This window comes from Tritonibacter aquimaris, from assembly GCF_009617595.1.
In the GTDB taxonomy this organism is placed as follows: Bacteria; Pseudomonadota; Alphaproteobacteria; order Rhodobacterales; family Rhodobacteraceae; genus Epibacterium; species Epibacterium aquimaris.
In genome coordinates this window covers 113,992-126,213 of the sequence record NZ_WIXK01000008.1, presented here as the reverse complement: position 1 = coordinate 126,213, position 12,222 = coordinate 113,992, and the positions used below count along the sequence as shown (strand labels likewise).

The window sequence follows — 12,222 nt, the reverse complement described above, 5'->3', positions numbered from 1 at the left end:
GGTAGTTCCTAGGTCAGAAATCGACGCTGTCCTGCATCGCTTGTCGGATAGGTTGGTAGTCCGCATCACTGCCAATAAGAAAGCCGTTTTTTGAAACTCGGCGAACAATTTCCTCATTCTCAGAGGACAGCATCACCCGCTGCATTGCATCATAGACTTCTTTCGGCAGATCCGATGCTGAGATCCAGGGTTTGGTCACATTGTCAAACGACGCAAGGGCCCGGATCGGCACGCCCTGCGCGACCAGTTTCTTGAACGTGCTCTCTTTTAGTGCGCCAGCTGTGAACTTACCCGCACCAACGGCCAGCCCAACAGTGTCGTGACGCCCCAAAAACTTAAAGCTATGAAGATCTTCCCCGGTGATTCCGACCTCAAGCAGCGCAGATTGCGACAGGTAGCGACCGATGGTCGAAAGCTCATCACCAAAGGCAAACGTCAGCCCCGCCAGCTCCTCAAGCGACTGAATCGGGTTGTCGCGATGCACCGCGATGATCCCTTTGAATCTTTTTTGCCCATTTTTTGATTCCATCGCGACAATTTGAACATCAGGGTTCTTATCCGTCGCCAAAACATAAGAGGCGGGCCCAAACCGAGCAAAATCAACCTCACCTTCAGCAAGCTGTCGGATGCTGGTTTCATACTCCTTGGCAATGATCATCTCGATGTTGACGTCCTGCCCCAATTCTTCTGACATCCGGCTCTCCAGAAACATCAGAAAAGGGCGGTATTTCTTGACCGTCTCTGTTGGCTTGTCTGCGGCATAAGTCCCGAATTTCAAATTGATTTCGGCGCTTGCAGCCCCTGAAAACAGGATGCCTACAGCGATGAACAGGGAAAAGATCTTCGCGCGTTGGCGGTGAAAGACATTCAAGCGTTTCATGTGACAGTCCACTTCAGTATTAATTCCGTTTGCTCCTGCAGTGGTCCCCCAGAAGCGACGAGACTCAGCTGGCTCGGTTGCACGCAGATTAGCAAGCAAACGTTAAGATGCTGCAAAATAGGAAGTTTCAGGTTGAGAGTAGTTTCCATCTTTACACTTTAACGTTTAAGTAACCATTTTTACTCATGTGTCATAAATTCTACATGAATTTTAACGTCTCGATTGCTGTAAGGACTCACCGTGAAAAAAAACAACGCTCGCTTGCTGCTGATCGGTACCGCCGCCCTCATAAGCGTTTCATCTCCGGCACTCGCGATTCCTTCGCCAGAATTGGTCATCGGTTCAGTGTCATCCATCTCGCAGGTACTCGCTGTGGGGGTTGCAATGATCTCTGGGTTGGGGGCCGCGGTTGCAGCGAAACTTGGACTTGCAAGTAAAAAGAGCACAGCACGAAGATCCTATCCCGTTAAATTGATTGCGGGCCTTATGCTGGCAGTCCTTGCATTGGTTATCGGTAACTATTGGCAATACAGCAACGCAAAAACGCAAAATCAACAGCGTTTACAGGCAACTTTGCTGCGTCCCGCACAGTTCGCTGGCACCGAGATCAAAGATGAAAGCCTGAAAGAAACCAGCTATAACGCGCAGCTTGAACACCCTCAGGGGATTTCAACCGCAGAGGCTGCCGCGCTGCTGGCTGCTGGCAACACCCGCTTCTTTGACGTACGCGAAACCGGTGAGCGGGAAATGGGCACGCTGCCCGGTTCCGAACACGTGCGGTTCCCGGATTTCCGCCAATCCGTGCCTGTTGCCCCCGGTGAGCAGGTTGTTTTGTTCTGCCACAATGGCAACCGCAGCTCGGAAACCTGTGCAGAACTGGCAAAACTGGGCATTGATTGCCGCTTTATCACCGGTGGTCTGGAAAAATGGATTGTCGAAGGCCGCACCTTCAGCGATGAAACCGTGCGCTCGCTCTCGGATCTGCGCTCCTTGCCGGAATACCCCAATAAGGATCGCCTGCTGAACACCGCTGAATTCACGGATCTGTACAACGCCGGTGATCTGCAAATCATCGACACCCGCTACCCTGGTGATTTCGCCAGCGGCCACCTGCCCGGCGCAGTCAATATCCCGATCCGGGCCATGACCTCAACCGACCTGCAGGCCAGCATCGACAAGCTGCAGAAAAAACCAACCGTTGCAGCCTGTTATGACCGTCGCAGCTGCTTTATGGGTCAGGCATTGGGGCTTGAACTTTCGCGTCAGGGCATCGATTTTCAGGGTCGCTATACGCTGCCTTGGGAATTCTACGTTCCCTCAAAACCCAAGGCACATGTGAAAGAATGGCTCGCCGATCAAAACCAGGGCCTGTGGGACAAAGCCATCGCCGCGCTGGCAGCCGCACTGGTCTGGAGCCACAATAACGCGCATATCCTGATTGGCCTGTTTGCGCTGTCCCTGGTCACGCGCCTGCTGGTGCTGCCCATCGCCCTGAAATCCGAGCGCGACCAGCTGATCACCGCCGCCACCAAAGATGAGCTCAAAGAGCTAAAAGCGCGCCTTTCTGCTGATCCGGTGCGCAAAGCCCGCGCCATTCAGGCCTTTTATGCGGATAAGGGCCTGACACCCATGCGCAATATGCTGGCGCTGGCGTTCCTGCCGATCATGATGCTGGGCGTCTCTGCCGCGGGTCAAGCGGCGCAAGCGCTCGCCGTGCCGTTCCTATGGGCCAAAGACATTGGCGCAGCTGATCCCTACTACATCACCCCGATTGTCTTTACCGCACTGGCAGGCGTTTATCTTCTCTGGGCCATTGCAAAGACACGTCGCCAAAAGATGCTTTGGATGGGGCTGGGTCTGCCGATTATCTTTGCCATGGTTGTTGGACTGAACTTTGCCGCCAATGCCTACCTGTGCTTCAGCCTGACGTTGCTTTTGGCCCAACGCGCCTATGTGGTTGGCATGTGGAACAACGCAACCAAATCCGCAAAAGCACGCACTCGCGCGCTTGCGGCGCCAAAACTGCCGCAAAACGTGCACGCGCTGAACGACACCGCCGCCTTGTCCGAAGCGGGCAACAAAGCCCTGCGTCTGTCCGTGTTGAAAAACGCGGGCCTGCCAGTGCCAAACGGTGTTGTTGTCAAAGGACCGGCGCTTGATCATCTCGCCCAGCTGCCTGAACAGGGCAAAGAAGCCTTTGCCCGTACCATCTGGAAAGAAATGGGTGAAAAACCCAGCGCCGTGCGCAGCTCTGCCAGCAACGAAGATGGGGCCGATCAAAGCTTTGCAGGTGTGTTTGACTCGGTTTTGGATGTCACCGGCGACAGCATGCTCTCTGCGCTGAACCACGTGCATGAAAGCTTCACCTCAGCCCGTAGCCAAAGCTATGAAAAAGACGGTGACATCGGCCAGGCCAATGTTTTGGTTCAGGAAATGGTTGATGCGGAAATTGCGGGCGTTTTGTTCACGCAAGATCCGCTTGCACCGGGTATGACCATGATCGAATGGGTCGAAGGCAACGGCGAGGCGCTGGTATCTGGCCGCGTCACCCCCAAAGTTGCCCGGTTTGGTCGCTTCTCGGGCCAGATGGTTTCTGACGCCGAAGGCGATCTGCCAGACTTTAGCGCGCTCCTCGACATGGGCCGTCAGATCGAAACCCTGTTTGACACGCCGCAAGATGTTGAATGGGCTTATGAAAACGGCCAGTTCCGCATTCTGCAAAGCCGCGACATCACCACTTTGTCGCTTGGCACCGCGGAACAGAAACAGCGCAGCGCCGAATGGCGCGATATCCTCGGCCGGTTTGGTGAGTGTGACCCGGATGAGGTGGTGCTGGAACAGGATGAAATGTCCGAAGTTCTGCCCCGCCCCACGCCGCTCTCCTTTGATCTGATGACGCATGTCTGGGCGCCCGGTGGCAGCCTGGATCAGGCCTGCCGCGCATTGTCTGTGCCCTACAAGCTCAAGGAAGAGCCCGGCAGCCATCTGGTGAACCTCTTTGGCAAAACCTTTGTGGATCGCAAGATCAAATCCTACATGGCACTGGCGCTTTCTGCCAGCCAGGCCAAGCAGCTGCGCAAACGCGCAAGCCCCTATCTGAAGCAGTTCAAAACGGAAATTCTGCCGAACTTCCACACAGAACTCGCCTATTGGCAGGCGCTTGATTACACGGCCCTGCCACGTGCTGAGCTGTTGAAAACAATCACAAAACTGCGCGATGAATTTGTGCAGGACATCTACGTCGAAGCCGAAAAGATCAACATTCTTGCCAGCTTCACCATGAGCGAAGCACAGGCGGCAACCGCAGGTGATACCAGCCTGCGCAGCTACCTGCTCCAGGCCGAAACGCCCCATGCGCCCGCCAGCATGCTGGCCCGCTGCAAAGGGGATAAAAAGGCCGCGCTTGCGGTGATGGGACATCGCTCCATGTTCGACTATGAGCTGAGCGCGCCCCGCTACGCTGAGGCTCCCTCTTTGTTGCAAAACCTGCTGCAAAGCCCGATCTCGTCGATGCACGGAACCCCGGCGCTGCCAAAAGACGTGCCCGCCGAACTGCAAGACACTCTGGATCTGGCCCTGGCCTTCCAGGATCTGAAAGAACAGGCAAAACACGAAGCGCTGCGCCTTCTCGCTGAGCTGCGCCAGGCCCTTGTTGCCTTGGGTCAGCAGACCGGTCTCGAAGATCTGTTGTTCTTCCTCACCCTGGATGAAATCCTTGACGCGGATTGGAACGAGAACGAGCAGCTGACCGATCTGACCACCGCGCGCAAATCCAAAGAAGAGCTGCGCCGCAAGCTGTCACCATCCGAGGTCTCGATCACCCTGCGTGACATCGAATTGCTGTCGCTGGGCGCGGCGGCAACTGCGGGCGATGGCAGCCTGGGCGGCACCTGTGTTGCCGGGGGTGGCACGGTCACCGGGCGTGTCTTTATCGTTTCAGATGACTTTGCCGATGACGGCAGTGATGTGGACACGCTGTTCCAGGGCTTCCGCGAGGGTGACATCATGGTGTGCAAAATGATCCACCCCGCTTGGTTGCCACAGGTGCTAAGCGCAGGCGCGGTGATCAGCGAAGTGGGCGGCTGGCTCAGCCATATGTCGATTGTTGCCCGCGAAAAGAACAAGCTGATGCTGGTATCTTGCAAAGGGCTGCGCAGCCTCTATCCGGGCCAGCTGGTCACGGTGGCAGAAGACGGCAGCATCCAGGCTGAGGATGCAAAAACCCCAGCGGTTCAAATCGCCTAAACACTGCGGGGGGCCAAGGCCCCCCGTTTTCATTTAAAGTCTCAGATCGGACTGCCCTTCCGGCAGAACATATTTCAAATCATACAGCACCATGTTGTCGCGCCCATAGGCGCGGATGTCTGCCTCGCTCAGTGATTTGAACGCATCATGTGCAACCGCCAGCACAACCCCGCCATACACCCCCTCGGGCACCTCTTGCAGCAGCTCGATCCCCAGCTCGTCGGCGGCTGTTTTGGCATCCGCTTCGGGATCAAACACATCAACCTGAACGCCAAACCCTTCGATCCCGCGGATCACATCAATCACCCGCGTATTGCGCAGATCCGGGCAGTTTTCCTTAAAGGTCAGACCCATAACCAGAACCCGCGCATCCGGGCCCGCGCAGCCTTTCTGCATCATCGCCTTGATCATCTGCTGCGCCACATAGGTGCCCATCCCATCATTCAGCCGCCGCCCCGCAAGCAAAATATCAGGATGATAGCCCAGCGATTCCGCCTTATGGGTCAGGTAATACGGATCCACACCAATACAGTGGCCGCCCACCAGACCAGGGCGGAAATTGAGGAAATTCCACTTGCTGCCCGCGGCCTTCAGCACCGCTTCTGTGTCAATTCCCATGCGGTTGAAAATCATCGCCAGCTCATTGATCAGCGCAATATTGATATCACGTTGGCTGTTTTCGATTACCTTCGCCGCTTCGGCCACCCGGATGCTTTCGGCCTTATGGGTGCCCGCCGTCACGATACGCCGATACAGCGCATCAACACGATCCGCGACCGCAGGTGTCGAACCTGACGTGACTTTCACTACATCCGCCAGCCGCCGGTTTTTGTCGCCCGGATTGATCCGCTCGGGGCTGTAGCCAACATGGAAATCTTGATTAAAAACAAGCCCAGAGCCCTGTTCCAGCAGCGGCACGCAGTCTTCCTCGGTTGCGCCGGGATAAACCGTGGATTCATAGATCACCAGATCACCCGCTTTCAGCACAGCCGCCACGGTCTGCGTCGCCGCTTTCAACGGGCCAAGATCCGGCCGGTGGCTCTCATCCACCGGTGTTGGCACCGTGATGATATAGATTGTGCAGGCGGCCAGATCTGTTGGCGCATTGCTGATCTGCAGCTGATCGGCCTGTGCCAGTTCGTGTTCGGAAATCTCACGGGTGTCATCGCGGCCCGCACGCAGCGCCGCGACGCGGCCCGCGTCAATGTCAAAGCCAAGCGTGGGCAGTTTCTGGCCAAATGCCACCGCCAGCGGTAAGCCAACATATCCCAACCCAATGACTGCAATCCGATCTGACATGATCTATCCTTTGGCGATGCTTCTTAGCCGCCTCAATGGCAGCTGTGCTCCGGCATTAAAATAGTAATCTCAGGCCGCAATCACCAGATCATCAATTTCATCCGCCCGCTCACATCTGGCAGATCAGGCGCAGGCTTTGAAATGGATGTTCACCCCGCTGGTTTCTGGGCCCGCCAAAAGGGTGCATAGGATCGGCCAAGCCCATCATCGGCGCGACCCAAACCACAGGTGGTTTCGGTTTCAAGAAACAAGCACCGCTGCCGAACATCTGTTGGCAAATCACCCAGAACCCAATCCGCCCGCTCTGGCTACAAAACCGGAGCCATCGCCCCCAATAGCACGGTCTGGTCAAAATCACATTGCACTGCCATCGCCCTGCAAAACTGTTGCCCCCTCGCAAAACATTGCACCCGTGCAACGGGGGCAAGGCTCGGCGCGGGCTGGAACATTCAAACAGGCAGTAACATGTGATTTTCAACGCGTTGCTCAAACAGGATTGAAAACCGCCATTTTCCGCGTGTTTCAAAACCTTTGATGTAAACAACGCTCACGGATCGACAACCTATACCGCCTTCTATCCGTCGGTATCTCTGGTGTTTCCGCCAAAGGGACAACACCAGAGACACGCATAAGCAATCAGAAAACCCGCATTTTCTGCGATGGCAGAAAATGACGCTTTGGCACGATGCTCAACTGTAGTGCTCCAACGCGCTCGGACTTGAGCCCAGATCCGAGCGGTCGTGTAAAAGCCCCGCCTTTTGTGCGGGGCTTTGTGTTAGACGTCAGCCGGGGAGCTTAGATCGCTCAGTCGGTGACGCAGCTTTTCTAGGTTTACGCTTTCGCTGGCCTGCGTGATATCCGCTGCACCGGTTTTTGCGCTTTGCGTGCGCAACGTTTCAAAGAACGTCGACATCCCATCCAGAGTTTGGGACACAAGGTCAAAATCCTGTAACGCGCGGATTTCCTGGCTGTTTGGCTTGGTGCCACGCTCAAAGACAGTCAGCACGACATCTTCAAGCACCTGCACTTTTTGCTGAAGCTGGCGCATCTCACGTGCTGATACAGCACATAGATCGTCGATGGCGTTCTCTGGATCAGCCATGTTTACAGGCGACCTACAACTTGTTCGATGGCTTGCTTCATCGTGGCCACCGTAAATGGCTTGCGAATGATATTGTTCAAGCCAAATTTCTTGCCAACCTCAATGACCTCGGGGGTTGGTTTACCCGTCACCAGGATAAAGCCGACGCGTTGGGTCACGCGATGCTCGCGCAGCGCTTTCAGCAGACCCAGACCATCCATACCCGGCATGTTGTAATCTGACAGCACCAGGTGGACTGGCGTTGTTGTCAGCTTTTCATAGGCTGATTGTCCATTGTTTTCAACCATATAGTTGCTGATGCCCAATTCATCCAGACATTGGGTCAGGATCCCACGGCTGGTGGACATGTCATCGACAACCATCACTCTCAATTGGTCTTTCAGGCTCATGTTTCTTCCTCGTTTGCTCGTTTTTACTGGCTACTCAGATGCCCCACCGGCAGCCGTGTTGATGTAGGTCGTAATACCCGCGGTCTTGAAATGGGCTGATGCGGGCCCAGACATCCGTTCGGAATGACCGATGAAAAGATACCCGCCCGGATTGAGGGCGCGTTGGAATGCACTCCAGACCTTCTGCTGCGTTGGAGTGTCGAAATAGATCGCCACGTTGCGACAGAAAATCGCGTCGAACTTGCCTTTGAACGGGAACGGTTCGATCAGGTTCAGCGTGCCAAAGGTGACCAGAGAGGTGACACTGGATGGGATGGTGTCGCCGCTCATATCGCTTGGCTTATATTCCCGCGGGAGCTGAGACAGCTCATCGGTGGGATATTGCGCCGCCTGGGCCTTGCGCACCACAACCGGGTCAATGTCGGTGCCGAGAATTTTTGCATCCAACTTGTCCGCATCCGGGCACATGGATTTCAGCAGCATCGCAATCGAATAGGGCTCTTGCCCGGTGGAACATCCCGCCGACCAAACCCGCAGACGCCCGCCGCGGCGCACCTTGTCGAGCGCAGGCTGGAAGACCTCATCGCGCAGCGTGTCAAAATGGTGCGGTTCGCGAAAGAAATGGGTCACATTTGTGGTCAAAAGTGACAGTAACTCATTGCGTTCAGCACCGGCATTGGGGCCTTCCAGCTGGGCGATGTAGTCCTTGAAACGATTGATTTTCAAGTGACGGAGACGCCGCGCCAGGCGGGAAGAGACCAAAGGTTTTTTGCTGCTCGACATCGCAAGCCCAAAATGCTTGTGCGCATATTGAGCCACGACCTCAAAGTCGGCATCGGTCAGGGCGAACTCCTGACCTTTTGGATCAATGGGGCTTGCTATTGTCAATGGAGCACCTGTTCCGGAGCAGTGATAACAGCGTCGAGATTGATGATCCGCACCATGGTCTCATTGTGGGAAATGATGCCCTGAATGTATTCCATGGTGTTGCGGCTATCGACCTGCGGCGTGTCTTGGATTTCTTCCGGGTTGATCGAAATGATCTCGGACACCGATTCTGCCAACAGACCAACCTGTTTGCCGTGAACGGCAACAACGATGACCACGTTACGCTCGGTTGCTTCGGTCTGATGCAGCCCAAATCGTGCGGACAGATCATAGATCGGAATAACCGCTCCCCGCAGGTTCATCACGCCCAGCACATCAGACGGTGCATGGGGCAGAATGGTAACAGGGGACCATCGCCGGATTTCGCGGATCTGGGTGATTTTCAGACAGAAAGCCTGGCCTGCCACCGAAAAGCTGACAAACTCACTGTATTGGGTATGTTTGACCTCATGGTCAGACTGTTTAACTTCAGCTTGCGATTGCATTGCTTTTTCTCCGCTTTATATCAGAAGCCCACCGCAGCCGCAGCTGCAGGCGATGCCGCAATGATGCTTTCGGGATCAAGGATCATGGCGATTTTACCGTCACCCAGGATGGTTGCTGCAGCGACGCCGGGAATGTTTCCACAGACACCGTCGAGGCTTTTGATGACGACCTGACGCTGATCAAAGATGTCATCCACCGCCAAGGCGCTGCGCTCACCGGTTTCCGTCTCAACCAAGAGATAGACGCCCGGAGGCTGATCGTAGTTGTGCCGCAGACCAAGCGCGCCAGCCACATCGCAGATCGGAACAAAGTTCCCGCGGATCGACAACAAGGTGCCATCAGCGCCCAGGTTGTTGATCATATCGTCGCTGCCACGCATGGTTTCGACAATAGATGTGATCGGAACCACCATGGTCTGATCTGCAACCGACACGACCATGCCATCCATCACCGCAAGAGTAAGCGGAAGAATGATGGTGAATGTTGAGCCCTGACCGGGAGTGGAGGAGATATTGATGCGCCCCCCCAGACCGGTCACCGCATTTTTCACAACATCCATACCCACGCCACGACCTGAGAGGTTTGAAACCTCTTTAGCGGTCGAGAAACCCGGCATAAACAACAGGTTGTCGATCTCAGAATCTGACAGCTCGGCGTTTTCCGGGATCAGGCCTTTTTCGATCGCGATCTGTTTCACCCGCGTGCGATTAACACCCGCGCCGTCGTCTTTGATCTCGATGCAAACGCTGCCAGACCGGTGTGAGGCTGTCAGACGGATTTCGCCGGTGCGATCTTTGCCAGCGGCTTCGCGATCGTCAGGTTTTTCAACACCGTGATCCACTGCATTGCGCAAGATGTGGGTCAGCGGGTCCGACAAGCGCTCGATCACTGTCTTGTCGACCTCGGTTGCTTCGCCTTCGGTTACCAGTTTGGCGGTTTTACCGGTTGCCGAAGAGGCTTCGCGCACGATCCGCGCCATCCGCTGAAACAGCGGCTTTACAGGTTGGGCGCGAATAGACATCACCCCTTCCTGAATATCACGGGCGAGGTTTTTAAACCCTTCGAGTTCCGTTTCTACGTCACGGACATCCCCCGCATCCAGGTTGGCAATTTGTTGTGCCAACATGGAGTGGTTGATAATCAGTTCTCCCACGGCATTGATCAACCGGTCTACCCGCTCAAGATCGACACGGAGCGTAGGCTTTGGGCCTCGTTGCTCAGATTTGGCGGTCTCTGCCTTGGGAGCAGCTGCCTTTTCTTCGACCGGGGCCGAAGGGGTAGCTTCTGCTGCGGGGACCGGTGGCTCAAAAGGGGCGGGTGCCTCCGGCGATGCATCAGCTGCATCATCGGTGCCAAACGCCGCATTCAGAGCAGCCAGAGCATTGGCGTCGTCTTCGACGTCGGAATCAGATGAAATAGTCAATTCACAGAGCCCCTCGACAAATTCAAACACCGATTCAATAGAAGAACGTGGTTCGGAACTGACCAGCTTGAGATCCCAGGAGAGATAGCTCTCGGAAACATCAATGCTGTCAAAACCGGGCAACTCGCTATCGTTCAGCGTGATCTCAAGTTCACCAAGTTCAGAAAGTGCCTGAAACAGAAAAAACGGTTCATTGCCCGTGCCATACATTTCCTTGAGCGGATGGAAGCGGATCTCGTAGGTTTTTTCTGATTCATCCATCAGCGGAGCAGGCGCAAAAGCACCACCCAGACCCATGGGTTCAAACGTGAGATCTTCTTCCTCTTCCGGAATGTATTTGAGCAGCGCCTCGATCAGCACATTGTGGTGTGCCTCATCGGTGCTACCGCCATCACGCGCTGTGGCGACGAGATCCGCAAGATGGTCGCTGGAGCGCAGCAAAAGCTGGATCAGCTCACCATCAAACTGCAGCTTACCGCTGCGCAACTCGTCAAACACGGTTTCGAATTTATGGGCAAAAGCCACCAGTTCATCGAGACCAAACGCACCCGCGCCGCCTTTGATGGAGTGGACAGCCCGAAACACCGCGTTCACCACCTCCGGGTCTTGTTCGCCACCTTCAATGGCGGTCAGACCCTCGTCCATCGCTTCGAGGAGGTCTTCACACTCCTCAAAGAATGTATCTTGAATCGACCCGGACATCTTATGCAGCTGCTCCTGTAACGCGCTTCAGCGCAAAAATCAGCGACTGATCGTCAAACGGCTTGGTGATCCAGCCAGTTGCACCTGCATCGCGGGCACGGGCCTTCAGCTCAGGCGCGCTTTCCGTGGTCAGAACCAGAATCGGAACCTTGGAATTGATCTTGTCGCCGCGCAGCTCTTCGATCACGCCAAAGCCATCAAGGTTGGGCATGTTGATATCGGTGATCACCACATCCGGTGCCACGCTGGGATATTTGTCGACACCTTCGCGGCCATCTACCGCGCTGTGGTACTCGAACCCGGCCTCTTCCAATGCGGCCGCAAGCAGATTCCGGATAGTACGGGAATCGTCGATTGCCAGAACTTTGGTCTTCATGCTGTTTCCTCGTCTTCAAATCGGGCGGGTTCTAAGCCCAGCAGTGTCAGGGATTTGCGGCAGCTTTCACCGATGTTTTTCACGGCAAAACCAAGCCCCTCGGAACGCCATTGCTGTTCGGCGCTGAGCAGAAGCTGCAATCCACGGGAAGGCATGATTTTCACACCTCCGCAGTCGATCTCGACAGCTTGTGATTGAGCTCCCCGAAGGAAATTGATCAGAGGATCGAGCTCAGTGTACGGATTTGGTAAATCCAAAGGGAACTTTTGTGTTTCCATCGACATATCCAGCGATTCACACCCCCGTTGTTGGCGACAGATTTGACTTGCGATAGGAGATTTCTACGGCAAGGGCCTTAATAATTGATTGCCGCACCCAAGGCTCAATAGCCCTTTTTGGGTATTGACCGAGCTTTTGAATAATTCGCTTTTT

The 12,222-nt window shown here is 55.2% G+C and carries 10 protein-coding genes; 1 reads left to right on the top strand and 9 read right to left on the bottom strand.

Annotated elements, in window-relative coordinates:
• Positions 1-13: 13 nt before the first annotated feature.
• Complete coding sequence (locus GG681_RS14650; RefSeq protein ID WP_153548774.1) at positions 14-880, bottom strand: PhnD/SsuA/transferrin family substrate-binding protein; 867 nt, start codon at positions 878-880, stop codon at positions 14-16.
• Positions 881-1,366: 486 nt separating this feature from the next.
• Here GG681_RS14650 and GG681_RS14645 point away from each other — a divergent pair, with 486 nt between their 5' ends.
• A complete protein-coding gene (locus GG681_RS14645; protein ID WP_235899984.1) occupies positions 1,367-5,125 on the top strand; it encodes a PEP/pyruvate-binding domain-containing protein in 3,759 nt (1,252 codons plus the stop codon).
• Positions 5,126-5,158: 33 nt separating this feature from the next.
• Here GG681_RS14645 and GG681_RS14640 read toward each other — a convergent pair whose 3' ends face one another.
• From GG681_RS14640 to GG681_RS14605, 8 genes are all read right to left on the bottom strand, one after another.
• Positions 5,159-6,424, bottom strand: coding sequence for a nucleotide sugar dehydrogenase (locus GG681_RS14640; protein ID WP_153548772.1), 1,266 nt, complete (start codon positions 6,422-6,424; stop codon positions 5,159-5,161).
• 775 nt (positions 6,425-7,199) lie between these two features.
• Complete coding sequence (locus GG681_RS14635; RefSeq protein WP_153548771.1) at positions 7,200-7,526, bottom strand: hypothetical protein; 327 nt, start codon at positions 7,524-7,526, stop codon at positions 7,200-7,202.
• Between the two features lie 2 nt (positions 7,527-7,528).
• Positions 7,529-7,915 (bottom strand): response regulator, encoded by a 387-nt coding sequence (locus GG681_RS14630; protein ID WP_153548770.1) that lies wholly within the window; start codon positions 7,913-7,915, stop codon positions 7,529-7,531.
• A 30-nt stretch (positions 7,916-7,945) separates the two neighbouring features.
• Entirely contained in the window at positions 7,946-8,803 is an 858-nt protein-coding gene (locus GG681_RS14625; RefSeq protein ID WP_153548769.1) for a CheR family methyltransferase, read from the bottom strand.
• The gene (locus tag GG681_RS14620) at positions 8,800-9,288 is read right to left on the bottom strand and encodes a chemotaxis protein CheW (protein ID WP_153548768.1); all 489 of its coding nucleotides are present in this window, start codon (positions 9,286-9,288) and stop codon (positions 8,800-8,802) included. Before GG681_RS14620 ends, GG681_RS14625 begins: the two co-directional genes overlap by 4 nt.
• A gap of 20 nt (positions 9,289-9,308) precedes the next feature.
• Positions 9,309-11,414 (bottom strand): chemotaxis protein CheA, encoded by a 2,106-nt coding sequence (locus GG681_RS14615; protein ID WP_153548767.1) that lies wholly within the window; start codon positions 11,412-11,414, stop codon positions 9,309-9,311.
• Between the two features lies 1 nt (position 11,415).
• A complete protein-coding gene (locus GG681_RS14610; protein WP_153548766.1) occupies positions 11,416-11,790 on the bottom strand; it encodes a response regulator in 375 nt (124 codons plus the stop codon).
• Positions 11,787-12,074, bottom strand: a complete 288-nt coding sequence (locus GG681_RS14605) for an STAS domain-containing protein (protein ID WP_153548765.1) — start codon at positions 12,072-12,074, stop codon at positions 11,787-11,789. The genes GG681_RS14610 and GG681_RS14605 overlap by 4 nt, the downstream gene beginning before the upstream one ends.
• Positions 12,075-12,222 lie beyond the last annotated feature (148 nt).

Excerpts from the sequence above, each read along its gene's own strand:
- GG681_RS14650 (WP_153548774.1), bottom strand. The coding sequence starts at position 880 with ATGAAACGCTTGAATGTCTTTCACCGCCAACGCGCGAAGATCTTTTCC.
- GG681_RS14645 (WP_235899984.1), top strand. The coding sequence starts at position 1,367 with ATGCTGGCAGTCCTTGCATTGGTTATCGGTAACTATTGGCAATACAGC.
- GG681_RS14640 (WP_153548772.1), bottom strand. The coding sequence starts at position 6,424 with ATGTCAGATCGGATTGCAGTCATTGGGTTGGGATATGTTGGCTTACCG.
- GG681_RS14635 (WP_153548771.1), bottom strand. The coding sequence starts at position 7,526 with ATGGCTGATCCAGAGAACGCCATCGACGATCTATGTGCTGTATCAGCA.
- GG681_RS14630 (WP_153548770.1), bottom strand. The coding sequence starts at position 7,915 with ATGAGCCTGAAAGACCAATTGAGAGTGATGGTTGTCGATGACATGTCC.
- GG681_RS14620 (WP_153548768.1), bottom strand. The coding sequence starts at position 9,288 with ATGCAATCGCAAGCTGAAGTTAAACAGTCTGACCATGAGGTCAAACAT.
- GG681_RS14615 (WP_153548767.1), bottom strand. The coding sequence starts at position 11,414 with ATGTCCGGGTCGATTCAAGATACATTCTTTGAGGAGTGTGAAGACCTC.
- GG681_RS14610 (WP_153548766.1), bottom strand. The coding sequence starts at position 11,790 with ATGAAGACCAAAGTTCTGGCAATCGACGATTCCCGTACTATCCGGAAT.
- GG681_RS14605 (WP_153548765.1), bottom strand. The coding sequence starts at position 12,074 with ATGTCGATGGAAACACAAAAGTTCCCTTTGGATTTACCAAATCCGTAC.